Raw genomic sequence first — 25,786 nt, forward strand, 5'->3', positions numbered from 1 at the left:
TTACCTCGCCGCCTTGCGTCGGTCGAGCAGCAGAGTATTCAGCTCGGCCAGGGTCGTCTCCAGATCAACCGAATCGTTCATCCCCTGGCAGAGGAAATCGTTGACCGCTTCAATCCGCGAGATGGCGTAGTCGATCTTGCCGTTACTCCCTTCCACATAGGCGCCGATATTGATCAGATCCTCCGCTTCCTTGTGGGTGGCCATGATTTCCCGGGTCTGACCGTTCATCTGCAGATGCTCCGGGGTCACGATATCGCGCATGACCCGGCTTGCGGAGCGGAGGATATCAATGGCCGGGAAATGATTGCGGGCGGCCAGATCGCGAGACAGAACAATGTGGCCGTCAAGGATCGAACGCACCGAGTCGGCCACCGGTTCGTTCATGTCGTCCCCTTCGACGAGCACGGTATAAAGGCCGGTAATACTCCCCTTGTTCTTAAAATTCCCGGCCCGTTCCAATAGCTTGGGCAAGGTGGCAAAAACCGACGGGGTATAGCCTTTGGTCGTCGGCGGCTCACCGATGGCCAGGCCGACTTCGCGCATGGCCATGGCAAACCGGGTGACCGAGTCCATCAGCAGCAACACGTTTTTGCCCTGGTTGCAGAAGTACTCGGCGATGGTGGTCGCCACAAAAGCGCCGCGCATCCGCAACAGCGGCGATTGGTCCGAGGTCGCCGTGACCACCACCGAACGGGCCAGGCCCTCCGGTCCCAGATCGCGTTCGATGAATTCCCGCACCTCCCGCCCCCGTTCGCCGATCAGGGCGATGACATTGATATCGGCCTGGGTATGTTTGGCCATCATCCCCAGCAGCACGCTCTTACCCACCCCCGAGCCGGCCATGATCCCCATCCGTTGACCGATGCCGCAGGTCAGCAGGCTGTTGATCGCCTTGATGCCGAGGTCAAGGGGCTGGACAATGGGCTTGCGGGCCATGGGACTGGAAGGCAGGGCATAAAGGGGACATTCGTCTTCACAGGGGAGCAGTGGCTTCTCGTCCAGAGGTTGCCCCAGAGCGTCGATGACCCGGCCCAGCAGCTGTTCGCCCACCGGCAGGGTAGCGCTGCTGCGCATGACCTGAATCAGGCTGCCGGGACCGAGCCCGCGCAGTTCCCCCAAGGGCATGAGCAGAGCGCGCGAATCACGGAAACCGACCACCTCGGCCGGCACCGCTGCGCCGCCGTCAAGGGGCAGCAGTCGGCACAATGTGCCAACGGTGGCAGTCGGACAGTAGCCTTCGACGACCAGGCCGACGATCTGGATCACTTTGCCGCTGACCTTGATCGGGTTCACCGCTTTGACACAAGCCACCAGATCAGTCATCACTGCTCCGTCATCGCTGCGGTTAAGGCCTGGCGAATACTGTCCAGTTGGGTTTCCAGGGTGGCGTCGACCTCTCCCAGTTCCGAATCAACCCGGCAGCCGCCGGCCGAAATGGTCGCATCAGCTTCGATATGGAGGTTTTTCAGACCGCTGACACTGGCGATAAAGAGTGGTTTCTGCTCGTTCACCGCAGCCAGATCGGCCGGATTGATCCGCACCCGGTAACGGTCGGAACGCACCGCAGATTGCAGGGCGTGGTCGATAATGTTCATGACCACGCTCGAATCGACGGCCGCCTGCTGGCGAATGACCTGCTCTGCCACCGCCATCACCAGGCGCAGCATATCCTGACGGCTGTTCTGGGCCAGTTTTTCGCGCAGGCGACTGACCTCGTCCAGGGCATCGGCCAAAGCCTTGGTGGCCGACTCCAGTCTCTGCCCGGCTTTCTCCAGCCCTTCGCGAAGGCCGCGGGCATAGGCGTCTTCAACCTCCTTGGCGCTGTGCCCGGCAACGGCCGCCGTCGGCGGTGGCGGCGCCACCGGGGCCGCCTTCTTTTCTGCCGGAGCCGCGCTCGGCGCGGGGCCACCAAAAGACTGGAATTCAAAAGACTTCAGTTCGCTCGCGTCACTGCCGCGGTAAATCTTAGACAAGCTCATCGCCACCACCACCTCGGCCCGGTATCACGACCGACCCTTCTTCTTCAAGCTTCATGGCGATTTTGACCACCTCGGTCTGCATCGCTTCAACTTCAGACAGTTTGCGCGGCCCCATCGCCTCGAGGTCTTCCATGATCATATCGGCGGCCCGCTGAGAGATATTGGCAAAAACCTTCTGCTTGAGGGTATCGCTGGCGGTCTTTAGCGCCAGGGTCAGCATGTCGGTGCTGACCTCGCGCAGGATCGCCTGCATGCCGCGATTATCGATGGAGGCCATATCTTCGAAGGTAAACATGCGCCGCCGGATCTCTTCGGCCATATCCGGATCAACCGCTTCGATGCTGGTCAGAATCATCTGATCAGCACCCTTTTCCATCTTGCCGAGAATTTCCACCACTTTTTCGATCCCGCCGACTTGTTTGCGGTCTTTGCCGACGATCACGCCGACTTCACGCTGCAGCGCTTCTTCGATCTGGCTGATCACTTCCGGCGAGACATTTTCGATCTTGGCAATCCGGTACATCACCTCGCCGCGCAGTTCGTCCGGCAGTTCGGAGAGGATTTTGCTGGTGTGATCCTCCTTCTGAGTCGACAGAATCAGCGCCACGGTCTGCGGATGCTCGTTTTCCAGCAACCCGGCGACCATCCGCGGATGCATCTTGGAGATGGTCTCCAGCGGCCGCCCTTCGATGCCGGCTGAGACCTGATCAAGCAGGTACTGGGCGCGTGCGGCATTGCCGCCGCCCAGAATCGCGTGTTTGGCAAATTCATCGCCGCGCACATAAACGCCGATGTCGCCGCCGCGGGCCTCCTTGAACTCTTCAAGGATCTCCCGGGCCAGAAGCGGGTCGACATGGTCGATGTTGATCATGCAACGGCTGATTTCCCGAACCTCGGAATCATCGAGGGCCTCGAAAATCTTGGCCGTAGCATCTTCACCGAGGCAGAGCAGCAGAATCGCCGCTTTTTTGGCACCGGTTAAATGTTTTGCTTTTTTCACAGGTTGCTCCAGGTCATACGGTTATAAACGCACTAGCTTCAGGGGCCAGATCAGGATTCAGCCGGTTCCTGGCGCAGCCAGTTCTTGACCACCTGCACCGGCAACATGTCGCCGCCAAGCACTTCCTGGCGGATCTGTGCCAGCGGATCGCTCGGGCCACCCAGCAACGGGGTCTGCTCTATCCCGCGCAATTCCGCTTCCAGCTCTTCCACTGTTTTCATCGGTTGAGTCTCCTCATTGGCTCCCCGCAGAGTCCGGATGATGGGCCGCAGGAAGATCATGTAAACCATCAGCGCGGCCAGGGCCAGCAGGCCATATTTGATGACCGGCAACCAAGGGTAGACCTTGTCCACCACTGAAGGCGATGGCAGGGGCTCATCCAGGAAATCGGTTTCAAACGGCATCGACACCACCGAGATCAGATCGCCGCGGGTGTCGCTGATGCCCAGCGCGGTCCGCACCATCTGCTCGATATCTTTCAGCTCCGTGGCGCTGCGCGGCACTGACTTCGGCTCGCTGCCTTCGGCGCCCGGCTCCATGCGGTCGGCCACCAGGACCGAAACGGAAAGATTCTTCAGGTTGCCGACCGAGCTGACAGTCTTGCTGGTCACCTTGCTCAATTCATAATTGACAGTTTCCGACGAGCGCGACGATGGTGTCGTGGCCACGGTCATCCCTTTGGTCTGGTCCAGGTTGCTGACCACACCGGGAACACCGCTCGAACTCTCCCCGCTGCCCTGTTCGGTGCTGTTCTGCTCACTGACGACGACCGCCCCTTTGGGATCAAGGGCTTCCTCGACCCGTTCACGCTGGTCGAAATCGATATCCGCATTGACCTTGACCAGCGAGTTGCCCGCCCCCAAGGCCCGATCCAGCAACGCCTGGGCCCGACTTTCCAGCCGTCGTTCCATGGTCTGTTGATAGGTCAGCATCCCCGGCGTCATCGGTCCGTTCATTTCGTCGCCGCGGGTCCGCGACAACGCCTTGCCGCTGGAATCGACCACCGTGACATTCTCGGCTTCCAGCCCTTCGACACTCCCTGCCACCAGGTGGATAATCCCCTGCAGCTGGGCTTCATTCAGGGTTCGGCCCGGGGTCAGCTTGACGATGACCGAAGCCGTTGCCGGCTGCTGCTGCTCACGAAACAGCCGCTTTTCCGGCAGCGCCAGGTGAATCCGCGCCGACTCCACCGGGGCCAGCGAGGAGATCGTCCGCATCAATTCCCCCTGCAGCGCGCGACGATAGTTGACCTTCTGGGCAAAATCGGTCATCCCGAAGCTTTGCTTGTCAAAAATTTCGAAACCGACCCCGCCTTCGGAAAGGCCGGAGCCGGCCAGTTCGATCCTGGCCTCATAGACCTGATCGGCCGGAATCATGATCTTTTTGCCGCCATCTTCCAACCGGTAAGGGATCTTGCGCTCCTTCAGCCATTCAACGATGGATGCGGCATCCCGGCTCGGCAGGTTGGCGAACAGCAGACTGTAGTCGGCCACCCGGGACTGCATGATGATCAGGGAGAACAGGACGACGCAGACCAGCGCCACAGCCACCAGGCTCAATTTACGCGCCAGTGACCACTCCATGATGACATTTAACAGGTTCTTTTTTACGGGTTCGCTCTGAACGATGTCTTTTGACTCTGCGGCCATGATTCTGCTCCGGTTAGGTTTGGTTCTGGATCTTCTTAACGCCGGTTGTTACTGAACGGACAAACTGCGGTTATTCTCGACCAAGGGCCGCGATCCCCCTGCAGCACAGCGCTGAGCGGGACGGCCCGGGCATCAGACCTGCATCCGCATCACTTCCTGATAGGCATCGAGCGCCTTGTTGCGGATCTGCACCATCAGGCGCATGGAGATGTCAGCCTCTTCCAGCTTGATCATCGCTTCGTGCAGGTTCTTGGTTTCGCCGGCGGCAATCTGTTCGGCCGCCTTGTCGGCACTGACCTGGGCCGAGTTCACCTGGGAGATGGAGTTTTTCAGAGCTTCGCTGAATTTGTTGCCGATATCACTGACCGAAGGGGCATGCTGCGGTTTAGCCAGGCCCTTCAGATGACTGCTTAAGGTAATGTCCGATACACTTTTCATTGTCGACCTCTGATATTTTAGATTGGGTTAAAACTATTTAGTTGGCATCCGGAAACTCCGGCTGCCAGCGCATAAGTTTTCAGATTGGAAACGAGCAATTTTTCGTTGTGGCTAGAAAATCAAGGGCTTCTGCGGAGGCGTAGTTCTTTACGCCGCACAAATAAGCCGGCAGATTGACACCGCCACGGCGGAAAAAGGCCGTTTCCGGCTGCCAACTATTTACCGATGTCCAGCGCTTTCAACGCCATCCGCTTGGCTGATTTGACCACCGTGACGTTGGCTTCATAAGCGCGGGACGCCGACATCATGTCTGCGGTCTCTTCCACCAGGCTGATGTTCGGCATGGCCACTTCTCCGTTCTCATTGGCATCGGGATGGGACGGATCGTAGACCATCCGCGGCGGCAGCGGGCTGGCCTGCACATAACTGACCTTGACCCCCTGGACCGCATCACGCATTTGGCTGTCGAGGGTTTCTGCAAAGCCCTGTTGGGTGCTCTGGAACACCACTTCCCGCTTGCGATAGGGACCGCCGTCCGGCGTCCTGGTGGTTTCGATATTAGCCAGGTTGGAGCTGATGGCGTTCATCCGCACCCGCTGGGCCTTGAGTGCCGAAGCACTGATTTTCATCGTTGTGAACATGTCCATAAGCAATTCTCCTAACGGGGTTTCTTCCAGAAACGACCCTTTTCAACAAGCTCTGCAGCCAGCGCCAGCTTCCAAACGGGCACTAGCCGCCACTGCCGTTATTGGCGGCGTATTTCAGCAGGGACAGCTTCTTGCGAATAATCTGACTGCCGGCTTCATAGAGCAGCTGGTTTTCGGCCAGGTCAAACATTTCGTCTTCCATCGAAACCGTATTGCCGTCGCCCAAAGGGCTGTGGTCGATATCCTTGTCCAGGGTTCCCTGCACCGCTTCGATCGATCCCGAGCCGATGGGGAAATGCCGGCTGTTGGTCTGGCGGGCGGCAATTCCGGGATTATTGATGGCATCGCGCAGATTCTCCTCAAAACTGAACTTGCGCGCGGCATAGCCGGGGGTCTCGGCATTGGCGATATTGCCTGCGATCACCTGCTGTTTCTCAGACCGCAGATCAAGACTTTTCTGCAGCACCGCAATCGTCTGCCCGGTAATTTTAAAATCTGCCATGATGCACTCCTGACTAATCTTTGACACTTTTAACTGACAGAATCAGCGTTTCTTCTGAATGAGCAAATCCCGCGCCAACTTCCCCCAGGGGCTGGCACCATCCTGCTCGACCAGCTGCTGCAGCATGGCCAGAGCCGGTTTACTTTCCTCCCGCCGCAGCAGCAGTTGTGCGGTTCGATAGCGGGCCTGCGGGCCGAATTCTTTGTCATCCAACAAGCTCCGATAATTTTTTTCCGCCTGTTGATTACGCCCCACCTGATAGCAGGCTTCCGCCAGCAGTGCCATTTCTTTGACTTGCAGTTGAGCGCCGGCCTGGCGCGCCCGCTCCAGACTGTCGATAGCGTCCGCGGGACGCCCCAACCGCCAATAATCCCAGGCGGCCCGGATATCCAGCTCGGGGCTGGACGGACGATCAGGCTTATGCAACCAGGCCAACAACTGATCATTGTCGCCCTGGTGTTGATAGGCATCCAGCAGCAGCCCGTAAATGGCACCCGCATCCTCGCCTTGGGGGTATTTATCCAGGTAACGGCCGGCAAAGTCCGTCACCTCCGCATATTCGCCCCGCTTGAAATAGGATTGAATCAGCGGCAGATAAAGATACTTCTGATCCGCTTGCCCGTCCAAGCGGTCGAGCATATACAGCAGCACCCGCGCGGCCCGCTGATAGAGGCCCAGGTTGTCGAATGCGGTGGCCAGATCCTGCAGGAATTCACGGTCAAGATGGCCGCTGAGCAGCAATTTACGGTTCTGCTCCACCAGCACCACCGCATCCAGGTCATTGTGGTCTGCCAGCAGCTGATGGACCACGCCGGGCAGTTGCCGGGCCAACAGCAGATCAGCCTCACGACGTAAGGTGGAACTGTGGAAATCGCGCCGAAACTTCATCAATTCATTTACGCTGAGTGTGTTCTCCGCCAGCAGATAATGGGCCAGGGCCTGTTTGAAAAAGCTTTCCTCGCGCACAACCCGATACTTTGAGGCTTGCGCCAGCTGGCCGAACTTGATGGCAGCCTCGGCCAGTTCCAGTTCGCCACCTTTCAAAATCTGATGATCAAGCAGCCGCAGCCGGGCACGGTCGGAGCCTTCGCTCCCCGGTTCGTCCAGGGACGCCCGCTCCAGGCCGATCATGCCCCAGGTCTCGTCACCCGCTTCATAAGCGGATAACCCGCTCGCAAACAGCACCAGGTCATGCCCGGGCAGATCTTCGGTCGGCGGGATCAGCCGCCGGTACAGGTCACCGGCAAAGGTGTAGGACTTGGACCGGAATGCACTGAAAGCTGCGCGGTTGCAGGAAAACAGCTGCTGTTCGAAAAGCCCCGGCACTTCGGCCAGGTCACGATAAGCATCCAGCGCCGGGCCCGTGTGGCCCAAGCCGGCCTGGGCGTCAGCCCGCCGCAGCGCCACCATCCGTTCCAATGCTGCGGGCCAGGTCACCTTGGTTGCGGTCAGTTGGTCGAGGGCGACCTGGTTCTGCTGCGAAGCCAGAGCTGCTTCGCCATAAAGCAGGTGCAGTAACGGCAGCAACGGGCTCCCCTGGCTCAGCCGGGGCAGGAGGGACTGCAGTGTCAATTGTGCGACAACCGGCTGCCCGCCAACAGCTTGACCATAGGCTGTCAAATATTCGACACGGGCTTTGAGGGCCTGGGGCAGGTTGGGGTCGTTCCGTAACTGGTCAAGCAGAATCACAGCGCTTTCCAGCGCATCGCTGCGCAGGCGGGCTTCCGCAACCAGCAGCGTCCTGCGCAGGGTTTGCTCGTCATTCAGCCCGGACAGATTTTCAGCAGCATGCTGCAAACTCAGGTACTTGCCCTGCACGGTATACTGTTGCAACGGCCACAGCGGGCTGTGCTCATCCGTCACCAGCGGGGGGAGCTCGGGCAGGGTAAAACGCAACGGCAGCTGCAACTTCCAGTATTGCCGGTATTCGGCAAAAAATTCCCGCCAGCGCCCATCCCAGGGAGACTGTTGCGCATAGGCCGAGGCTCCGCTGCCGGCCTTGCGCGGGGGCATGTCGGCGATTCGAAAGGCCACGGCAGGGCGGGCCGCAGAGGAATCCTCCCAGTACAGGTCCAGAACCACCCGCCCCGGATTGTCCTTACTTTCAGCGACAACCTGCTTGGGTGGCCGCCGCAGCAAAATAGAAACCATCAGGTCATGATGCTTCTTGGCCAACAGGATTTTGACCACGGCCTCATCTTCTGGCAGTTTGCGCAATTGACCGGAAATATCCGCATCGTTTAACAGCAAGTCGACCCGCTGCCCCGATTCTTCCATCTGGAATTGCGGCACCGCCGACATCTCCAGGGTGATGCGGGTATGATACGGCGTCTCTTCTTTGCTCATCCCGATCAGGCTCACCGCCTGGGCGGCCCTGACCGGCAAAATCGTGCTCAGCAGAAACAGCACAAAAAAGAGAATCATTCCAAGAATTTTAAGAATCGACAAAGGTTGATTCATCCACTCCTCCGGGCTTGCGAAAAGAATCCATCAACCCGATAGGCCAGAATCGTGCCAAAAAATTAAACAATATTTATTTTCTATAGATTTCAAGATATTAGGCCATAGCAATCGTGCCATAGGTCTCTTTGGTGGCCCTTATCGATAACTGAGTCGTGATTTTGACGGACTGTCAGCGCCCCGCTCTTTCAATTATGACAATTTATGTAATAATTTGACGAGAGACTGTTGGAACTCTGGTTCTCAGCATGGACAATTCGCCCCCATCACCATTGATTCACACAGGAGTCGCTATGAAAACCCAAGCTGCCGTCGCCTTTGCTGCAGGCGCACCGCTGGAGATAGTCGAGGTCGATCTGCAAGGACCGCAGGCCGGAGAAGTTCTCGTGGAGCTGAAAGCCACCGGCATCTGCCACACCGATGCGTTTACGTTATCGGGGGATGACCCGGAAGGCGCCTTTCCGGTCATCCTCGGTCATGAGGGAGCCGGTATTGTCAGAGAGGTCGGACCGGGCGTCTCCTCGGTCAAACCGGGCGATCATGTCATCCCCCTCTACACCCCCGAATGCCGGGAATGTCAGTTCTGCCTGCATCCCAAGACCAACCTCTGCCAGGCGATCCGCACCACTCAGGGGCAGGGGCTGATGCCGGACGGAACCAGCCGCTTTTCTCTCGACGGGCGCCCCATTCTTCATTACATGGGGTGCTCGACCTTCGCCAATTTCACGGTCCTGCCTGAAATCGCCGTTGCCAAAATCCGCTCCGATGCGCCGTTTGACAAGGTCTGCTATATCGGCTGCGGGGTCACCACCGGGATTGGCGCAGTCGTCTTCGACGCCAAGGTTGAGCCGGGCTCCAATGTCGTGGTGTTCGGCCTCGGCGGCATCGGCCTGAACGTCATCCAGGGTGCGCGGATGGTGGGTGCCGACCGGATTATCGGAGTCGACATCAATCCATCCAAAGTTCCCTTAGCGGAGAAATTCGGCATGACCGACTTCATCAACCCCAAAGACACCGATGACGTGGTTGCCGCCATCATTGATCTGACCGACGGCGGTGCAGATTACAGTTTCGAGTGCATCGGCAATGTCCATACCATGCGCCAGGCGCTGGAATGCTGTCACAAAGGCTGGGGCGAATCGGTTATCATTGGCGTTGCCGGCGCTGGCCAGGAGATCAGCACCCGTCCCTTCCAACTGGTCACCGGCCGGGTCTGGCGGGGCAGCGCCTTCGGCGGGGCTCGTGGCCGTACCGATGTCCCGAAGATCGTCGAGTGGTACATGAACGGCAAGATCAATATCGATGACCTGATCACCCACACCATGCCGTTGATGGAGATCAACCACGCTTTCGAGCTTATGCACGAAGGCAAAAGTATTCGTTCCGTCGTGCTTTACTGACCGCCCCGGCTGCATAAGGAGAGGACGCTATGCCGTTTAACCAACTCGCTGCCAACAAATGCTTTGCAGGACAACAACTCCGCTTCCGCCACCTGTCCCAGGTTCTCGGCTGCGACATGACCTTTTCGCTCTACATGCCGCCACAAGCACAGCAAAGACAGGTTCCGCTGCTGCTGTGGCTGTCCGGGTTGACCTGCACAGATGAAAATTTTGTCCAGAAAGCCGGAGCACAGCGTTACGCTGCGCACCACGGGATCGCCATCCTCTGCCCGGACACCAGTCCGCGCGGCGAGAATGTTCCCGATGATCCGGACGGCGCCTGGGATTTTGGTCAGGGGGCCGGATTCTATCTCAACGCCACTCAAACGCCCTGGGATCAGCACTATCATATGGAGCAATATCTGATCGATGAGCTGCTTCCCCAAGTGATTCATAACTTCCCCATCAGCCCCGAACGGGTCGGTATTTCCGGACACTCCATGGGCGGGCATGGGGCGCTGACTCTGGGGCTCAATTACCCGGCCAGGTTCCGTTCAATTTCCGCTTTTGCGCCGATCTGCGCCCCCTCTCAGGTGCCGTGGGGAAAAAAAGCCTTCAGCCGCTATCTGGGAGAGGATTCCAGCACCTGGTTACGTTACGACGCTTGTGAGTTGATTCGTCAGCACACCTCCCCGCCTCCGCTGTTGGTGGACCAGGGCACCACCGATCAGTTCCTGGTCGAACAGCTCAAACCAGACCTGCTGCAGCAGGCCTGCAGTGATCACGATGTCCCCCTGCAGCTGCGCATGCACCCCGGCTATGATCACAGTTACTTTTTCATTGCGACCTTTATCGAAGACCATATCCTGTTTCATTGCGAACGACTTCTGGAAAGTTAAGCTTCATCAAAAGGAATGCTTTGCTGATTTTATTGCAACCCTGCCGGGGCATTGCTAGAATCCGCCTCAATGACAAACCGATTTGACCCGGGAGGATGGTGATGAACTTTTTTTGCAGCAAGGATTGCCCCGACCTTTGTGCCGCCAGAATCACGGCCGTTGCCCCGGAGTTCAAAGTGGAGGGGATTGCCGAACCCTGGTCCGATCCCGGATTTGTCTGCGCCAAGTTCAAAACTTTTGCCCGGCGCGAAATCAACAATGGCCTCAAATCATGGCAAAGCATGGCTGGCGGATCATGTGAATACGCCACCGATCAGGACGCGCTGACCGCCCTGGCCACTTTTCTGGAACCGTTCCGCAAGAAAAAAATTCTTTTCCAGCGCGGCTCGGGCAGCCTGGCCTATAACATGTACTGCTGGGACCAGCTCTTTGCCAGCTTCGGCAACTGCTGGAACGTCTCCGGCGGACCCTGCGACGATACCGGCACGGCTGCGCACATCGCTGATTTCGGAGTCCTGGCCAACCCGGACATCACCGGACTGGAAAACGCCGCCACCATCATCATTTACGGCAGGAACGCCGCGGCAACCAGCCCGCATCTTTATGCCTACCTGAAGAAGCTGCGCCGGGCCGGAAAAAAAATCATCTATATCGACCCGGTCAAAACCCGCACCGCCGACCTGGCTGATCGGTTCATCCTCATCAATCCGGGCTGTGACGGCCTGCTCGCCTGCGCCCTGCTGGTCGAACTGGGCCACCAGCGCGGCTACAACGCCGCCGCGCTGTGCGCAACCGCCGGAGTCTCAACGGAGGACTTTGCTGACCTGCTAGCCTGTATCCGCGGTGGCCGGACCGCCCACATCCAGGGCTCCGGGCTGCAGCGCCAGCGCAACGGCATGAACGCCTTTCGCTGGATCAACCGGCTGGCGGTGAAAACCGGCATGCAGGATCTGCTGTTCTGGGGCCACGGCTCCAAGCGGCTGTGGGAAAAACCGCACGCCAACTTTGCCGGCCAGATCCATGTCGACCAACTCGCCACAGTTCTAGCCGCCGGCGAATTCGACCTGTTTGTCAATGTTGCCGCCAATCCGCTCATGACCATGCCGGACATCCACCTCTGGCGCTCCGGGATGAGCGCAACCCCCAGTTTGGTGATCGGCACCAATCACGATGAGACTGCGCAGCAGGCGACCTTTTTCCTGAAAGTCGGCGGCATGTTCGCGCAAAGCGATTTCATGGCCAGCAACTTTTTCTCCCACAATTACAGCCGCACCAACCTGACCAGCGAACTGAGCGATGTCGACGCCGCCACCCTGCTGGCCGGCAAACTGCACCTGCCCCTGAAGATCAAGGAACGCGCCCAGATCAAAAAAACTGAAATGCCCCAACGCACCTACCGGACCCAAGAACTTGATCTGACCATGCCCGAATCGCGGGACAAGTTCCAACTGCTGACCGCCTCCCACGCCAGCTACCTCAACTCACAAACCCTGCCGGGGATGGAGCAGGGGCTGCAGGTGGTTCACCTCAACAGCGCCGACGCCAGCACCCGCGCCATAAAAACCGGCGACGATCTGCGCATTTGCGGTCCTTGCGGCGAGTTTGTCGCCAGCGCCCTGGTCACGGACGACATTGCCCGGGGCACCCTGATGTGCTGGAAGAATATTCCGATGAAACAAGGCTATACCAACAACGCCATCCCGAACCGACTGACGGATTCAGGGGACGGGCTGGCCTTGTATGCGGTGTATGTGGAGATTGAGAAGATTTGAGGCGCGACAGAAGAGCTGCACAAAGAACCGGATCGTAAAAAGAGGATACCATGGCAGAGCTTGCTACCACTCCGCAACCGCCTTATTACGCAGTCATTTTCAGCAGTCAGCGAACCGCTGATGATAACGGTTATGCCGACATGGCCACCCGAATGCTGGAGCTGGCGGCCAAGCAGCCCGGCTTTCTGGGGGTTGAATCGGCCCGGGACGGTTTGGGCATCACCGTTTCCTACTGGGAAAGCTTGGACGCGATTAGCGCCTGGAAACAGAACGCCAAGCACCAACTGGCGCAAAGGCGGGGACGGGACAAATGGTACTCCGCCTTTCGGGTTCGGGTCGCCAAGGTCGAGCGCGACTACGGTGTTTAATTCCCCCCGCCGGAAAAGTCAGATCTGGAGCTAAGCCACGGATAACAGATCAGCCGAAACCGCCCCAGAACATCCGTCCGCAATACCACTAAACATCACTGGTCATGATGAACAGCGGCTGCCGGGAAAAGGACTCGTAGCGGGGGCGCAGACGCTCGGCGTTGTAGTACTTGTGGACATCGACAATTTTCTTCCGCCCGGTGACCACGTCAATGGGCACATTGTCGTAGCAACCGTTGCGCAGGCTGACCAGACGGCCGGAGATCCCCTGCAGCACCAAATCCAGAGCCAGGTTGCCAAACGCCATGGGCACGATGGAATCGATGGCATCGGGGTCACCGCCACGAACCAGGTAGCCGAGGCGCTGATTCACGACATTGACCCGTCGGCCGTCATTGAATTGCGGTGACAACTCTTTCAGCTCACGGGCCACCTGATCACCGATCCCGCCAAGCTTCTTATGCCCGTACTGATCCTGCTCATCCCCTTCAAAGGACATATTGTTCTGATGCAACATGGTTGCGCCCTCGGAAATCAGCACGACCGAGTAGTTGCTCGGATGTTTATGTCGATCCTGGCTGAGGAGCTCCACCAGCTTCTCGATGGCAAAAGGATACTCGGGGATAATACAACGATCCGACGCCCCGGCCATAGCCGGCAACAACGCTGAGAAGCCGGCATACCGACCGAACACCTCCAGCACCAGGAACCGTTCGTGGGAACCGGCGCAGGTGCGCAGGCTGTGGGTCATTTCGATGGTACGGGTGACGCAGGTGGAAAAACCGATGCAGTAGTCGGTGCCGGGAACATCGTTGTCCATGGTTTTCGGAATAGCCACCACCTTGACCCCTTCCTGATGCAGCCGGAGCCCATAGCTGAGAGTATCGTCGCCACCGATTGGGATCAGCGTATCAATGCCGAGAAATTCAATATTCTTCAGCACATCCGCGGTCACATCATTGATGTCGTCCTGATATTTATCACGCAGATGGGAAGGCAGGTTGCTCAGCGGCAGATGGCTCGGCCGAGTCCGCGAGGTATGCAGAAAGGTCCCGCCGGTCCGCCCTGCACGGTTGACCAGATCTTCGCTCAGTACGCGATAATTATTGCTGTTGTCCGCCTGCGGATCGGGAATCATATCCACCAGCCCGGCCCAGCCGCGCCGAATACCGATGACCTTGAACCCCTCGCGCAACGCCCGCACGGTAATCGCCCTGATCGCCGGATTCAGCCCGGGGACATCGCCGCCGCCAGTCAGAATTCCAATCGTCCCTTTATATGCCGTCATAGTCGTCTCCTGTCCTGGGAAAAAGCATCTTACTCATTAAAGAGTAGTGCCTTCCTGGGTTCTGGCAAGGGACATTTTTTGCCGAAATATAACTACAACAATGACGATCCGATTCCTTTCATAGTCATATCAAGGCCTTCTCTTTCATGCGCTGGTCCATTTCTCATACCCGCAATCACATGTACTCCTCTCACATCAAACTCAAGTAACTGGAACATGCTTTTCGTATAATCAAAATACACCTTGAACATGTCAGTATCAGGATTACCCTGAGTAAATACAAGAATCAGCTTCATTTTTATAACTTTTTCTTTGTAATACGGTGAGAATCGCGGAGAAATTAGAGAAAACAACCTATCGACAAATATTTTCGCCTGTGCACTCATTTGCCCCATATAAACCGGCGAGCCGAGGACAAGAGCATCCGCACTCTCAATCGCACCATACAATTCCTGCATGTCGTCATGAATGATACAACTTCGATCTTCCCCATTGTGACAGCAAAGACAACCCTGACAGGGCTTTATGTCGAGATCGCTGAAATGCCAGGATTGGGTTTCGGCGCCTTGCTCTTTTGCACCTTCAAGTATCTTGTCCATTACCCAGGCGGTATTTCCTTTTTTCCGTGGGCTTGCGGTAAATCCGATGATTTTCATTTCTTCTTCCTTGTGCCCTAAAAACATAACGAAGGTGTAGGGAAATCCTACGCCCGAATATTTTTAAAAAATCAGCTTCGAAATTTGTCCTCAGATCAACTTTTTTGACTCGCTGAATCCTTGAAATTCAATAATTTTGCAACCTCTGAGATTTTTCTACAGCCTCACAGTTTGAGCTCAAGCCGAAGCCCGTCAGGGCCGTTGCGCCTGCAACGAATGGTTAGCCGCCAAGGTTGTTGCGGCCTTCCTATTTTGCACCTAACGCCCTCAACAGCGACCATGCGAGAGACTGTAAGGTTGGTGCGACCGCGGCCAGCGCCAGAACGTATATAAGGGGCAAACCCGCGATAAGTACCGAGTCTGCAAACGAGAGTTGTGGCCTTACCAGCCGGCCGACCGCCCAATGAGCACCGAACCAGATCAGCGGTGCAACAGAGAAGAGCAGTATATAAAAAACCGCAAGACCTTCCATGCCCGATGTGCTTCCGGCTGGGATCACAACGATTCCTGCAGCTATCAATGCTGCAGGAATCGACGAGAGGCGAACCTTTAGCCAGGAACTCGCCAAACCCCGTGAGAAAAACTTTTGACGTTCCCACCGAATTACATACACAAAGCCGAGTAGTGCTACCATAGCAAACAGGATCAGCATCATATAAAAAGGGGACATACGTTACTCCTGATTTTGGCACCGTTCATGGTGGTTGGCACACCGTCGCACATGGCGGCTAACGTCTGAATTCACAGGCTTTCGCGCAGGTCCGGTGGAATGATGAGTTGGCCAGCAAATGGGTAATGTCAATTTACCCACTCCTGATGTTCCGGGACCATTACCCGTTCGCCCCAATCTTGCAGGCCGCTATAGATGTCTGTTCTCGGCCAAGGCAAACGTTCCTGACTCTTGGACCAAGTGAGATGGACATTTGCAACGCGACCACTTCCGTCCAAGATTTCAAAGAGTGCGTCGTCTCCGTTGCCGCGAGCTAAGAGCTTTACGGGTTTGCCAAATAAGGAGTGACCGGGCAAAACCTCGATTTGCAGTTGCCGTTGCCAACTCTGAGCAATCTGTTCCCCCATTTGCATGACGGAGCACCACGGTTCTAGCCATTCCATGACGGTTCCTTTGACGCCCAACGAGTCTGTAGAAAAACCGAAAAATCAACCGTCCTACAGTTCAGATTCTAATTTTGGTTAAGGCCGTTTACCGGCCGGGGCCTGATAAGGGTTAGACATCGGTACACACCCTCAGCGCTTCAACGTCTGCGGACACGATAACGGCCAAGTGCTTTGTGATTTCTTCAATTGGCCAGTCCCACCAAGCGATTTTCTCAAGCGCCAAGACAATTTCTTGCGAAAAGCGTTCCTTGATTACCTTTGCCGGGTTGCCTCCGACTACGGCATAGGCAGGCACATCGCTAACGACTACGGAACGCGAGGAAATGATTGCACCATTGCCGATTTTTACGCCGGGCATAATGAGACAGTCATACCCTATCCAGACATCGTTGCCAATGATGGTATCGCCTTTGTAAGGAAGGTCACCGGGCTGGGGCATGACCTTTTCCCACCCGTTTCCGAAAATCTGGAATGGATAAGTGGAGATGCCGGAAATCTTGTGGTTTGCGCCATTCATGATGAACTTGACGCCACGGGCTATCGCACAAAACTTCCCGATGACCAGACGGTCCCCAATGAACGGAAAGTGGTAAAGAACGTTACGCTCAAAGTCCTCTGAATCTTCAGGATCGTCGTAGTAGGTGTAGTCACCAATGACGATATTCGGATTGGTAACAGTATTCTTGATGAAGCATACCTGCGGGAAACCCGCCATCGGGTGCTTGTCTAGTGGATTCGGGCCGTTCAAATGGACTCCTGTTGAGATGTCTAACATAGAGCTCGGCGGCAACGCGACCTTGCGAGCACCACTGAACCTTTTCAGATTTAGCAGCTTGGGCATTCTGTCCGCTTGATTATCTGGTTGCACAGCCTTTTGAATTTATTGGTAAATTTCGCTTATTACGTCAAGTGCAAATCGAGCTGAGACAGTTCCTGGGCCACCGCTCATTTCAATTCCAACCTCGATTGCTTCGAGAACCTCTTCTTGTGACGCACCGGCTTGAGCTGATTGTTCAATATGCCATTGCATACAGGATTCACAATTGATAACGACGGAGATTCCGACTGCGATTAATTCTTTATGCTTTTTCTGAAGTGCGCCATCGGAAAAGGCAGCTTCTTCCATCTTGAGAAATGCTTTGTAAACTTTTGAATTGAGGGAAAGTAGTTTTGAATGGGCTTCTTTTCGTTTCTTGGTGAGTTCTTTCAACTTCTCCATGTTGACCCCTTTCTTCAATTCCAATTTTCATCGGTCGATAAAATTGCTTTCTTGCTATTTTATTGAGCTATACAACGAAGGTGTAGGGAAATCCTACGCCCGAATATTTTTAAAAAATCAGCTTCGGAATTTACCCTCAGATCAACTTTCTTGACTCACCGAATGGTTTTATGACCCTTAAAATTCAATGACTTTGCAATCTCTAGGGTTTTCCTACAGCCTCAACGGTTGGTGATAACCGGCGGCGACGAAACGCTCGAACATCACCGCAATTTTAGATTTTGCTTTTCAACTTTGCACAGACGTATTTGATATTATCTGCTTAAAAAATCCAATTGCTCTTTATTTTTTAGGCCTAACGCCGCCTTAACCCGCCCAAGAAGTGGCGTGGGCTCGTGTTATAAGCGCAGCAAAGCATAACGCCGCGACGTTTTTGGGATCGGAGTTGAAGGTCTTGTTAGCTGGCATTATTGACTGCCTGCTGACTTAAACTACTAAGAACATCGGCCCAAGCCTTACAGCAGAAAGCAAAGTATTTAGAAGAGGCTGGCCAGCCACAGTGTTCGAATTTGATGACCGTTTGAATCGGCACATTACTAGCCCATTTGTCCATTGCGACCTCAGAACTATCTCTGCCGCCAATTCTAAAAATAATTTCCGTCCCCGTCCATTCCGACGCCGGGGTGTTATTGGGATGTTTGGAGATACAACGCCACTTCACTAAAGTACTTGGTTCATTAGCCAACACTAGAAACTTAACCACTCCATGCTCGGGACCCGGTGAATGTTCCAAAACTGTACCTTCGGAAGTTTCCTTTATGGTTTGCTTGTCCCACCATGTGCTTATAGCTTCTGCACTTGATAGGAGCTTGTACACTTTTTCTTGAGGCGCATCTATCCAGACTTCATGTTTAATTGAACTCATGATTTCTCCTATAAGAAGACTAACGAGTCTGTAGTAAAAAGAAGAGGTCAAAGAGAAGGGGGCAAGTCTACGGTTGACTGATTTTCATCTTCCGACACACCTGCACATACATTTCCCGGACAGTAACATTCCCCTTCATCATAGACTCAAATCTTGAAATAGCCTTGCTGACAGTGCTGTAGCGGTTGCACTCCAGGACAGCGCCTATCTCTTTCAGCGTTTTTTGACTCTGCGCTCTTAATACGTACATTGCCATGTCTTTTGGGACATTGGCAACACCACGCTGAACCGCGAACAGTTGCTCTTTGTTAATATCGCAAACAGCTCAGATGGCTTGAAAGACCGCCTGTCCGTCAACGGACAGGACTTCAATTTCATCTGTCGCCATATCAAAAGGCTTACTCAACTAAACTTTTGAATTTACAGTGAAGGTAGTGGGCCGATTTTGTGTTCCATAAAAAATCCTGAGATTAAGTCACGATTTTGAGACTCAGAAATCATTTGATCGGCTGAAAGACATTCAGTAGCCAAGCTGACGACTTACAATATTCAATGGTTCTTTTCCCTGACGCAGACGATCATAGTTCGAAATGATTTGCTTCGCTGCGGAAGCAGGATTGGTGATGCTGGCGATATGCGGAGTTATTTGGATATTATCATGTTGCCAGAAGGGATGTTCTGTCGGTAGCGGTTCTTGCCGAAAGACATCCAGCAGGGCGCCGGACAGCTGACCTGAGGTAAGAGCCTTCAGCAGGTCTGCCTCGACCAAATGAGCGCCGCGGCCTACATTTATAAGATAGGCTCCCGGCGGGAGCTGATCGAAAAGTTTGCTATTGAGAATATTCTCCGTCGCCGCAGTCAGCGGCAGAAGACAGACAAGAATGTTACTGTATCCGAGAAACTTTGCCAGCTCTTTCTCGCCGCTATAGGTCACAATATGATCGAGTTGCTGCGGCGTTCGACTCCAGCCGTGAACCCTGAAGCCAATTGAAGCTAATTTGCCACCAACAAACCGACCGATGTCACCACACCCCATGATGCCGACATTCACCTCTGAAATGCTTGGAATCGACAGAGGTTGCCAGGTTTTCATTTCTTGCTGGCTGCTATAATCTTTAAAGCGTCGGAAATGCCCCAGGGCGGCGAGTTGTACATATTCCGCCATGGACTGCCGCAGATTCGGATCGACCAGACGCACAATTGGGACGCCCGCGGGGACATGCGGGTCGTTGAGCAAATGGTCGACCCCTGCCCCGAAGGAAGAAATCAATTTCAGGTTGGGAAGATGATTCAAACTGCCGGGAGGCTGATTCCAGCAGAGTGCAAGCTCGACCCGCTCCGGAACGCCTATCTGAGGCCAGATTTCGACTTCCAGGTCAGGTTGATGTGTCTGCAGCGCATGGATCCATGCACTACGGTCATGGCCGGGAGAGATAATGGCGATAGACATTTTTTTTACCTCCTCACACTCCACAAGCTCAATCAGACGCAGGCTGGTTGTGGCCGTTGCCACGCAACTTGCCGGAATACGGGTCGAAACAATGAAATTTTCAGATGGAATCCGACTCTCTGGACTTGCAGATGACCAAGAAGGGTCAGAAGGGGTCAAATCTACGGTTGACTTATTTTCATCTCCCGGCATAGCCGCACATCCATTTCCCGGACAGTAACATCCCCTCCCACCATAAACTCAAATCTTGAAATAGCCGTGCTGACAGTGCTGTAGCGGTTGCACTCCAGGACAGCACCTATCTCTCTCAGCGTTTTCTGACTATGCTCTCTGAATGCGGACATTGCCATTTTTTTTTGGGACATTGGCAACACCACGCTGAAACGTGAACAGTTGCTCTTTGTCAATATCGCAAACAGCGCAGACGGCTTGAATAACCGCCTGTCCGTCAACGGACAGGACTTCACGATTTGAAAGCTCCAGATCTTTATGTAGGTCACCGAACGTCTCTTTGATCATGTCAATAAAGTGTTCAGAGCCAAGTATCGAAGGAAGATTCTTCAGGGAAAAGAAATGCTGAATGTCCTCAGATTCTTCCTGGCAAACAAAATCGCGATATTCAGCAAAAGCCTTGCCCCCTTTTTGGCGCAATTGAGAAAAAACATTATCCACAGCTTCCAACACGACACGACGCTTGGCAGCGTTTTTTGTTTTTGGGCTTGTCTCAAATCATAAAAAAAGAAATGAGCACATTCATTCTTCCTGGAATATAACGGCCTTGAATAACCGGCGGCGACGCGAACTTGCGTGTATCACCGATGTATTCGAGAAATTGCGCGGCAATTTTCCGTCCGCGTTGATTCTGGAGTTACGCGTGCTATGCCATGGCTTACCGATAGATTTGCGCAAGCAATTCACCGTGAAGTAGACAAAACCAAGCATCAGGTTCTTCGCCCCATTTGCGCCACGCATCGACAATGCCCGCAATATCTGTGTCACTCAGTCCTTGTTCTTTGGCTTGTTGGGCAAAAATTTCACCCGCACAACGGTCAGCCTGCCCATGACCCCACCACTGACAAATTTCCGTATTGGCGTAATTCCATACGGAAGCCGTGACTTGTGGGGCGGAGATACCAGCCGCATGCGCCCATGCTCGGAGTCGCCTCCCGGCATCAGGTTCAGCTCCATTGGCGCGGGCTGCAGCACGATAGGTTTGTCGCCATTGCTCGAGTTCCGGAAGTTCTGGATACCAACACATGGCGGCATAGTCCGCATCGCGGGCGGCAACCCAACCGCCTGATTTGCACACCCGTACCATTTCCCGCAAAGCGGTTACAGGGTCGGTCAAATGCTGAAGAACCTGATGAGCGTGTACAGCATCAAAAGATTCGTTCTCGAAGGGCAGTTTCAGAGCATCCCCGAGTTGGAATGTTGTGGTGACATCTGAACGAGCGGCAGCCTCAGCGCGGGCGGCAAGTAGTGGCGCCTCGACGTTTTCTATACCAACGACCTTTCCTGGTGAGACAAGCGCAGCCAAATCCAAGGTAATCGTTCCGGGCCCGCAACCAATGTCTAGGACGTGCATTCCTGACTTTAGATGGGGCAAAAGATAGGCCGCTGAGTTTGTAGCTGTTCGTGCGCTATGAGAAGCGAGGGTGCTGCTCTCATGTCCGTGCGTATAACGACCGGGTTGGCTTTGGTCCATATGCTTGAGGTCCTGGATGGTGAGAGGTTATTTCTGGCTTTGCCTAACGAATGGGCTCAGCGCGTTTGCGAAACGCGCCGCGGAGCAAAGCCCAAGTCAGAACCCGGATGGTTGCTAGTAGATCAGTCGCTTGTCAAAGAACGAAAAGATGAATCTTTTACGTTAACGCTATTCTTTACTCTTGACGGCCGGGGGCCTGATAAGTGTTCGGTATTCTTCAATACGTAGCGAAAAGGGATTTTAAGCTTTTCTCTATTACTAGAATTGATGTATTTCCGATGCTCCCCTTTGACTACGTCTGCATCCAGCAGGATTTTCCAGCGATCATTGTCTCCTAAATCGGTATCGTCTAAATCTTCGATTGATGGCCCCTGGAGGACTGCTCCGCTATAAATTTTACCAATCACATCGCCCGTCTCTGGATTGGATATGTCAACATCCTGTTTAATTTCCATATAAACTACGCCATCGCGATAAAAGTACCAACGTAATAAATTGGGTGTATTCGTAATAAAAAGTGCTATGCCGAGGGCAACTATCACAGTTAAGTAAATAATATGGAGTTTAATATTTTTCATTATAGCCTGTGCACCGAACGGCTTGAACAAGCCGCGGCAGAGTAACCTCTCAAATTGGCAGAAAGCTTTACGAAAACCGCAGAGCTATTAACCGTCGGCTTTATTATCTGGCTGGGCATTTTCACTGTTTGTCTTCTGCACGTAATGGCGAGTAAGACCATTCACAAAAAGCAAGAAGGCTTTTAGCGTCCTCATCCATTTCATGCTGATAGTGATGCTGATGTGGAAAGGGTATATTCAACTCACCCTTGCTGAAACCCATTGAACTTAGCTCTGTTGAGAATTTCTCAAGAGGACCATATGCATATATGAGGTTATGTCTCTCCCAAACTACCGTGGCATTTTCAGACGGAGAATGTGCCCAAATATCAAACCGAGCATCCGCGGAAAGAAATGATTTAAATCGTGCGATGAATTCGCATAACTGTACTGCTGATAAGCCGGGACTTTGGTAGCGCCCAGGATCGCCCTCGCCTCGTGGAGTGTGAAGTACATATAGCAAATAATATGGTGGCTTAAGGCACAATGCTAAGCGCTTAAAAACCGCAGGATCACCATTTGGTACGCCCGCGACGATTCGGCATGTTCCTTCCGACAATTCACTGCACTCATATATTTTCGAAAATGAGTGTTCCTTCCATTCTGTGTCAGATTGATAGTCTAATTTATTCATTTGATGCCCAACAGTAAGATAACCGGCTGCGACGGGTCGGTACAATTTAGTAGAAATGTTTTCGAGAATCGCACCTATATCACCAGTCCGGTTTATTATTTTTTAGGCATCTATGGTGTTCTAGCCGGTACATACAGGCCCTCGGCATTCAGGAAATTGTCTAACTCTTCAGGTGTAATTGTTACTTTGCCATTATGATGCGCTATAAAATTTAAACTGTTAAGCGTGATTATTGGTCGTGAATATTTCCCATCGTTTATTTGCGATATCATCCCGAGAGTATAAAGTGAAACATCGGTGTATGATTCACCTTTTGATGCGTAATATGATTTTATTATTATCGGAATTTTATTGGTAAGCATTTTTATGGTCCCATCTTCAGGCTTTACCCTTTTCAAAATATGGTTTTCCAGTTCATATAATACGGAACCCATATCCCAAAATTTTCCAGAAGAGTCTATAGGCGTCGGATCTGCATATATCGACGGAGGGAAATATACCTCCCCTTCAAGAAAATGAGACTCACTGGTTGCCGAAGTAACTTGTATTTCATCACCTTTTTCGCCAAAGCTTCCTTTTAGTATTAAATACCGTTCTTGCTTATATTGCAGAACGCTCAATTCGTGGGCTTGATAAGCAAATGTCAAACCCACTAAAGAGATTATGGCAGCAATTAAAGATATTATCAGTGGTGCTAGTGGGTTCTCTGCTAGTGCTTTTAGCTTTCTCATAATGTTTATTGTCTAACGGTAGTGATAACCGGGCGGCGACGCGGGAACCGCATCCCACCGAACTCCTCAATTTAGAACAGACGTATTTTCCGTCCGGTTGATTGGTTTGTTGAACAAAGCCGCTAGCGCGGCGGGAAAAATCAGCTCACAATCTTACCAACTCCAGCTTCAGGGTAAACTTCTTGGCATGGCCCAATTCAGGGCCCTCTGAGCAAAGGAGTTTATCATGGAATCATCGGAACAATCCCGCTTTAACGATCTCTACCAACGTCACCTGCGCATGCTGAAGTTGCAGGGCAAAAGTGACAAGACCATCGATGTGTATGCCCGTGCGGTCCGCCGGGTGGCCCAGCATTTCGATTGCTGTCCCGACCGACTCTCGCCAGATCAACTGGAAGTCTACTTCGGCCAGTTGGTCGACTCCCACTCCTGGAGTACGGTCAAGGTCGACCGGAACGGCCTGCAATTCTTCTGGAAACATGTGCTCAAACAAAACTGGCAGTGGATCAACATCATCAAACCGCCAAAAATCCAATCCCTTCCGGACATTCTCACCACAGCAGAGGTGGAAATATTGCTGGCGACGGCGCGCAAGCTGCGTTTCCGGGTGTTTTTCCTGACCACTTATTCCATGGGGCTCCGCCTGGAGGAGGCTCTGGCCCTCCAGGTTGGCGACATTGATGCGTTACAAAAACGGGTTCATATCCGTTGCGGAAAAGGCCGGAAGGATCGTTTTGTTCCCTTGCCCGACCTCACCTATCAGGCCTTGAGGGCCTTGTGGTCTGTGCATCGTCACCCGCATCTCCTCTTTCCAAATGCCAACGGGTCACCGCAGACGATCCGGCGGGCGACAACGCATATGGACCGGGGCGGCGTGCAGAAAACGATCAAGGTCCTTGCCGCGCAGTGCGGGTTTAAAAAAAAATCACCACGCACTCTCTGCGCCACAGCTTTGCCACCCATCTGCTTGAACGCGGTCTGAGTCTGCGCCATATTCAGAATCTACTCGGTCATGCCAGTCCCACCACCACTGCCCGCTATGCTCACCTAACCAATGTCACTGAAAAAGAGTCTCTGCTCACCATTAATCGCCTGATCAATTCCCTGCCTCTTTCTCTGGGAGGCGATGATGGATCTGAGCTCTATCGTTGAACGATTTTACGATTCTTTCATGACCCAGTATGCCGGCCGGTTGCGCCCTGGTCAGCGCCGTGCTCTTCGGGCCATCAGACGCTGCCGGACTCCCGCCGCAGGGGAGCTGTATCTCCGCTGTCCGGAATGCGAGCAAGCCCATTGGCGACCTCTTTCGTGTGGCCATCGGAGCTGCCCGAAGTGCCAGAACTATGAAGCGAGTCGGTGGCTGGATCGGCAACAGAGCAAGTTGTTACCAGTATCCTACTTTATGGTGACCTTGACGTTGCCCGCTGAGTTTCGCTCTTTGGCCAGGCGCTTTCAAGCCGAGATCTACACCTGCCTCTTTGCTTGCGCCATCAGCACCCTGAAGGATTTCGGGCTGAACCCCAAACATCTGGGGGCCGATCTGGGCATGACAGCGGTGCTTCACACTCAAACTCGGCGGCTTGATTATCACCCGCATCTCCATGTGATCGTCCCCGGCGGGGGGATTGACAGGCGCAGGCGACAATGGAAAAAGGTCAAGGGCCGGTACCTGTTTAACGAATTCAATCTGGCCCGGGTTTTTCGGGCCCGTTTTCTGGCGGCGCTCAGCAATACGCCGTTGAAAATTCCGCCCAACACCCCGCCGCAATGGGTTGTCAACTGTCAACATGTGGGCACGGGCTTACCGGCGCTGAAATATTTGTCTCGCTACCTCTATCGCGGTGTGATTGCCGAAACCAACATCATCTCCTGCCAAAATGGCGAGGTGACTTTCCGTTACCGGAGTAGCGCTGGACAAACATGCACCCGCACCCTGAAGGGGGAAGATTTTCTCTGGCTGATTCTCCAGCATGTGCTTCCCAAAGGGTTCCGCCGGGTTCGGGATTACGGTTTCCTGCACGGCAATGCCAAGCGGCTCTTGCGGTTGGTGCAGCTTGTTCTGCGCGTCATGGTCGAACCGATTCCCATGCGATCACGACCGGTGTTCCGTTGTCCGCACTGCAAAGCGGCGATGGAAGTCGTTGCCTTTCGGCGACCGATCTATCTGACCGGCTAACTTGAATCCCCCGGCATCGCTTTGTTCTCACTCCGGCAGAGGAGGGACCACAGATTTATGACGTCAATCGTGAGCTGATTTTTTAGCCTCGCAGCAGGTGAAAGGCTCCCGCTCACCCTGAAAAAAGAGAAAGAAATTCAAGACCTTCACACCCCTCAAAATCAATTCGATATATT

General features: G+C 54.1%; 28 protein-coding genes. 7 read left to right on the plus strand and 21 right to left on the minus strand.

What is annotated here, in order from left to right:
* From N909_RS0106625 to N909_RS0106660, 8 genes are all read right to left on the minus strand, one after another.
* Nucleotides 1-1,323 carry a FliI/YscN family ATPase gene (locus tag N909_RS0106625; protein ID WP_029913226.1) on the minus strand — a complete coding sequence of 441 codons (1,323 nt, stop codon included), beginning with the start codon at nt 1,321-1,323 and terminating at the stop codon, nt 1-3.
* Complete coding sequence (locus N909_RS0106630) at nt 1,323-1,979, minus strand: FliH/SctL family protein (RefSeq protein ID WP_029913228.1); 657 nt, start codon at nt 1,977-1,979, stop codon at nt 1,323-1,325. Before N909_RS0106630 ends, N909_RS0106625 begins: the two co-directional genes overlap by 1 nt.
* Nucleotides 1,966-2,979, minus strand: a complete 1,014-nt coding sequence (gene fliG, locus N909_RS0106635) for a flagellar motor switch protein FliG (RefSeq protein ID WP_029913230.1) — start codon at nt 2,977-2,979, stop codon at nt 1,966-1,968. The genes N909_RS0106630 and fliG overlap by 14 nt, the downstream gene beginning before the upstream one ends.
* 50 nt (nt 2,980-3,029) lie before the next feature.
* Nucleotides 3,030-4,628, minus strand: coding sequence for a flagellar basal-body MS-ring/collar protein FliF (gene fliF / locus N909_RS0106640; RefSeq protein WP_029913232.1), 1,599 nt, complete (start codon nt 4,626-4,628; stop codon nt 3,030-3,032).
* 132 nt (nt 4,629-4,760) lie between these two features.
* Nucleotides 4,761-5,066, minus strand: a complete 306-nt coding sequence (fliE, locus tag N909_RS0106645) for a flagellar hook-basal body complex protein FliE (protein WP_029913234.1) — start codon at nt 5,064-5,066, stop codon at nt 4,761-4,763.
* A gap of 215 nt (nt 5,067-5,281) precedes the next feature.
* Entirely contained in the window at nt 5,282-5,713 is a 432-nt protein-coding gene (gene flgC, locus N909_RS0106650) for a flagellar basal body rod protein FlgC (protein WP_029913235.1), read from the minus strand.
* Nucleotides 5,714-5,795: 82 nt separating this feature from the next.
* Nucleotides 5,796-6,215: a flagellar basal body rod protein FlgB gene (gene flgB, locus N909_RS0106655; protein WP_029913238.1), complete on the minus strand. Its 420-nt coding sequence runs from the start codon at nt 6,213-6,215 to the stop codon at nt 5,796-5,798.
* 42 nt (nt 6,216-6,257) lie between these two features.
* On the minus strand, nt 6,258-8,675 hold the full coding sequence (locus N909_RS0106660; protein ID WP_029913241.1) for a tetratricopeptide repeat protein: 2,418 nt from the start codon (nt 8,673-8,675) through the stop codon (nt 6,258-6,260).
* Nucleotides 8,676-8,968: 293 nt separating this feature from the next.
* Between N909_RS0106660 and N909_RS0106665 the strand changes: the two genes are divergently transcribed.
* The 4 genes from N909_RS0106665 (at nt 8,969) to N909_RS0106680 (ending at nt 13,093) form a co-directional block, all read left to right on the plus strand.
* Complete coding sequence (locus N909_RS0106665) at nt 8,969-10,075, plus strand: S-(hydroxymethyl)glutathione dehydrogenase/class III alcohol dehydrogenase (protein ID WP_029913243.1); 1,107 nt, start codon at nt 8,969-8,971, stop codon at nt 10,073-10,075.
* Nucleotides 10,076-10,104: 29 nt separating this feature from the next.
* The gene (gene fghA, locus N909_RS0106670; protein ID WP_029913245.1) at nt 10,105-10,953 is read left to right on the plus strand and encodes an S-formylglutathione hydrolase; all 849 of its coding nucleotides are present in this window, start codon (nt 10,105-10,107) and stop codon (nt 10,951-10,953) included.
* Nucleotides 10,954-11,054: 101 nt separating this feature from the next.
* Entirely contained in the window at nt 11,055-12,725 is a 1,671-nt protein-coding gene (locus N909_RS0106675) for a molybdopterin-dependent oxidoreductase (protein ID WP_029913248.1), read from the plus strand.
* Nucleotides 12,726-12,775: 50 nt separating this feature from the next.
* Nucleotides 12,776-13,093: an antibiotic biosynthesis monooxygenase family protein gene (locus N909_RS0106680; protein WP_029913250.1), complete on the plus strand. Its 318-nt coding sequence runs from the start codon at nt 12,776-12,778 to the stop codon at nt 13,091-13,093.
* Between the two features lie 88 nt (nt 13,094-13,181).
* Here N909_RS0106680 and N909_RS0106685 read toward each other — a convergent pair whose 3' ends face one another.
* The 13 genes from N909_RS0106685 to N909_RS0106745 all read right to left on the minus strand — a co-directional run bounded on the left by N909_RS0106685 (nt 13,182) and on the right by N909_RS0106745 (nt 23,434).
* Nucleotides 13,182-14,381: a 6-phosphofructokinase gene (locus N909_RS0106685; RefSeq protein WP_029913252.1), complete on the minus strand. Its 1,200-nt coding sequence runs from the start codon at nt 14,379-14,381 to the stop codon at nt 13,182-13,184.
* A gap of 92 nt (nt 14,382-14,473) precedes the next feature.
* Nucleotides 14,474-15,037 (minus strand): flavodoxin family protein, encoded by a 564-nt coding sequence (locus N909_RS0106690; protein WP_029913254.1) that lies wholly within the window; start codon nt 15,035-15,037, stop codon nt 14,474-14,476.
* A 247-nt stretch (nt 15,038-15,284) separates the two neighbouring features.
* Complete coding sequence (locus N909_RS0106695; protein ID WP_029913256.1) at nt 15,285-15,707, minus strand: hypothetical protein; 423 nt, start codon at nt 15,705-15,707, stop codon at nt 15,285-15,287.
* A gap of 128 nt (nt 15,708-15,835) precedes the next feature.
* A complete protein-coding gene (locus N909_RS0106700; RefSeq protein WP_029913258.1) occupies nt 15,836-16,150 on the minus strand; it encodes a hypothetical protein in 315 nt (104 codons plus the stop codon).
* Nucleotides 16,151-16,262: 112 nt separating this feature from the next.
* Nucleotides 16,263-16,928, minus strand: a complete 666-nt coding sequence (locus tag N909_RS0106705) for a Vat family streptogramin A O-acetyltransferase (RefSeq protein ID WP_084167766.1) — start codon at nt 16,926-16,928, stop codon at nt 16,263-16,265.
* 105 nt (nt 16,929-17,033) lie between these two features.
* The gene (locus N909_RS0106710) at nt 17,034-17,372 is read right to left on the minus strand and encodes a carboxymuconolactone decarboxylase family protein (protein WP_029913262.1); all 339 of its coding nucleotides are present in this window, start codon (nt 17,370-17,372) and stop codon (nt 17,034-17,036) included.
* 457 nt (nt 17,373-17,829) lie between these two features.
* Nucleotides 17,830-18,297 (minus strand): SRPBCC family protein, encoded by a 468-nt coding sequence (locus N909_RS0106715; protein ID WP_029913263.1) that lies wholly within the window; start codon nt 18,295-18,297, stop codon nt 17,830-17,832.
* Between the two features lie 520 nt (nt 18,298-18,817).
* The gene (locus N909_RS0106725) at nt 18,818-19,939 is read right to left on the minus strand and encodes a 2-hydroxyacid dehydrogenase (RefSeq protein WP_211253929.1); all 1,122 of its coding nucleotides are present in this window, start codon (nt 19,937-19,939) and stop codon (nt 18,818-18,820) included.
* Nucleotides 19,940-20,068: 129 nt separating this feature from the next.
* A complete protein-coding gene (locus N909_RS0106730; protein WP_029913268.1) occupies nt 20,069-20,431 on the minus strand; it encodes a hypothetical protein in 363 nt (120 codons plus the stop codon).
* A 205-nt stretch (nt 20,432-20,636) separates the two neighbouring features.
* Entirely contained in the window at nt 20,637-21,452 is an 816-nt protein-coding gene (locus N909_RS0106735) for a methyltransferase domain-containing protein (protein ID WP_029913269.1), read from the minus strand.
* Nucleotides 21,453-21,574: 122 nt separating this feature from the next.
* Complete coding sequence (locus tag N909_RS0106740) at nt 21,575-22,030, minus strand: hypothetical protein (protein ID WP_029913270.1); 456 nt, start codon at nt 22,028-22,030, stop codon at nt 21,575-21,577.
* Nucleotides 22,031-22,151: 121 nt separating this feature from the next.
* Complete coding sequence (locus tag N909_RS25210; RefSeq protein WP_084167549.1) at nt 22,152-22,703, minus strand: hypothetical protein; 552 nt, start codon at nt 22,701-22,703, stop codon at nt 22,152-22,154.
* 110 nt (nt 22,704-22,813) lie between these two features.
* Nucleotides 22,814-23,434 (minus strand): hypothetical protein, encoded by a 621-nt coding sequence (locus tag N909_RS0106745; RefSeq protein WP_029913271.1) that lies wholly within the window; start codon nt 23,432-23,434, stop codon nt 22,814-22,816.
* Between the two features lie 226 nt (nt 23,435-23,660).
* Between N909_RS0106745 and N909_RS26320 the strand changes: the two genes are divergently transcribed.
* The 3 genes from N909_RS26320 to N909_RS0106755 are packed head-to-tail and all read left to right on the plus strand — an operon-like array spanning nt 23,661 to nt 25,610.
* Complete coding sequence (locus N909_RS26320; RefSeq protein ID WP_029913279.1) at nt 23,661-24,416, plus strand: tyrosine-type recombinase/integrase; 756 nt, start codon at nt 23,661-23,663, stop codon at nt 24,414-24,416.
* On the plus strand, nt 24,413-24,586 hold the full coding sequence (locus N909_RS26325) for a hypothetical protein (RefSeq protein WP_342672700.1): 174 nt from the start codon (nt 24,413-24,415) through the stop codon (nt 24,584-24,586). The genes N909_RS26320 and N909_RS26325 overlap by 4 nt, the downstream gene beginning before the upstream one ends.
* A complete protein-coding gene (locus N909_RS0106755) occupies nt 24,564-25,610 on the plus strand; it encodes an IS91 family transposase (protein ID WP_036682968.1) in 1,047 nt (348 codons plus the stop codon). The genes N909_RS26325 and N909_RS0106755 overlap by 23 nt, the downstream gene beginning before the upstream one ends.
* Nucleotides 25,611-25,786 lie beyond the last annotated feature (176 nt).

It is taken from the genome of Pelobacter seleniigenes DSM 18267, from assembly GCF_000711225.1.
Lineage (GTDB): Bacteria > Desulfobacterota > Desulfuromonadia > Desulfuromonadales > Geopsychrobacteraceae > Seleniibacterium > Seleniibacterium seleniigenes.

Excerpts from the sequence above, each read along its gene's own strand:
- N909_RS0106745 (WP_029913271.1), bottom strand. The coding sequence starts at position 23,434 with ATGAGAAAGCTAAAAGCACTAGCAGAGAACCCACTAGCACCACTGATA.
- flgC (WP_029913235.1), bottom strand. The coding sequence starts at position 5,713 with ATGGACATGTTCACAACGATGAAAATCAGTGCTTCGGCACTCAAGGCC.
- N909_RS0106700 (WP_029913258.1), bottom strand. The coding sequence starts at position 16,150 with ATGGAATGGCTAGAACCGTGGTGCTCCGTCATGCAAATGGGGGAACAG.
- N909_RS0106690 (WP_029913254.1), bottom strand. The coding sequence starts at position 15,037 with ATGAAAATCATCGGATTTACCGCAAGCCCACGGAAAAAAGGAAATACC.
- N909_RS0106680 (WP_029913250.1), top strand. The coding sequence starts at position 12,776 with ATGGCAGAGCTTGCTACCACTCCGCAACCGCCTTATTACGCAGTCATT.
- flgB (WP_029913238.1), bottom strand. The coding sequence starts at position 6,215 with ATGGCAGATTTTAAAATTACCGGGCAGACGATTGCGGTGCTGCAGAAA.
- N909_RS26320 (WP_029913279.1), top strand. The coding sequence starts at position 23,661 with ATGGAATCATCGGAACAATCCCGCTTTAACGATCTCTACCAACGTCAC.
- N909_RS0106665 (WP_029913243.1), top strand. The coding sequence starts at position 8,969 with ATGAAAACCCAAGCTGCCGTCGCCTTTGCTGCAGGCGCACCGCTGGAG.
- N909_RS0106685 (WP_029913252.1), bottom strand. The coding sequence starts at position 14,381 with ATGACGGCATATAAAGGGACGATTGGAATTCTGACTGGCGGCGGCGAT.
- N909_RS0106705 (WP_084167766.1), bottom strand. The coding sequence starts at position 16,928 with ATGTTAGACATCTCAACAGGAGTCCATTTGAACGGCCCGAATCCACTA.
- N909_RS0106675 (WP_029913248.1), top strand. The coding sequence starts at position 11,055 with ATGAACTTTTTTTGCAGCAAGGATTGCCCCGACCTTTGTGCCGCCAGA.
- N909_RS0106695 (WP_029913256.1), bottom strand. The coding sequence starts at position 15,707 with ATGTCCCCTTTTTATATGATGCTGATCCTGTTTGCTATGGTAGCACTA.
- N909_RS0106715 (WP_029913263.1), bottom strand. The coding sequence starts at position 18,297 with ATGAGTTCAATTAAACATGAAGTCTGGATAGATGCGCCTCAAGAAAAA.
- N909_RS0106710 (WP_029913262.1), bottom strand. The coding sequence starts at position 17,372 with ATGGAGAAGTTGAAAGAACTCACCAAGAAACGAAAAGAAGCCCATTCA.
- N909_RS0106740 (WP_029913270.1), bottom strand. The coding sequence starts at position 22,030 with ATGAAAAATATTAAACTCCATATTATTTACTTAACTGTGATAGTTGCC.
- N909_RS0106630 (WP_029913228.1), bottom strand. The coding sequence starts at position 1,979 with ATGAGCTTGTCTAAGATTTACCGCGGCAGTGACGCGAGCGAACTGAAG.
- N909_RS0106660 (WP_029913241.1), bottom strand. The coding sequence starts at position 8,675 with ATGAATCAACCTTTGTCGATTCTTAAAATTCTTGGAATGATTCTCTTT.
- N909_RS0106725 (WP_211253929.1), bottom strand. The coding sequence starts at position 19,939 with ATGCCGGGAGATGAAAATAAGTCAACCGTAGATTTGACCCCTTCTGAC.
- fliF (WP_029913232.1), bottom strand. The coding sequence starts at position 4,628 with ATGGCCGCAGAGTCAAAAGACATCGTTCAGAGCGAACCCGTAAAAAAG.
- fghA (WP_029913245.1), top strand. The coding sequence starts at position 10,105 with ATGCCGTTTAACCAACTCGCTGCCAACAAATGCTTTGCAGGACAACAA.
- N909_RS0106625 (WP_029913226.1), bottom strand. The coding sequence starts at position 1,323 with ATGACTGATCTGGTGGCTTGTGTCAAAGCGGTGAACCCGATCAAGGTC.
- N909_RS25210 (WP_084167549.1), bottom strand. The coding sequence starts at position 22,703 with ATGAATAAATTAGACTATCAATCTGACACAGAATGGAAGGAACACTCA.
- N909_RS0106755 (WP_036682968.1), top strand. The coding sequence starts at position 24,564 with ATGGATCTGAGCTCTATCGTTGAACGATTTTACGATTCTTTCATGACC.
- N909_RS0106735 (WP_029913269.1), bottom strand. The coding sequence starts at position 21,452 with ATGGACCAAAGCCAACCCGGTCGTTATACGCACGGACATGAGAGCAGC.
- fliE (WP_029913234.1), bottom strand. The coding sequence starts at position 5,066 with ATGAAAAGTGTATCGGACATTACCTTAAGCAGTCATCTGAAGGGCCTG.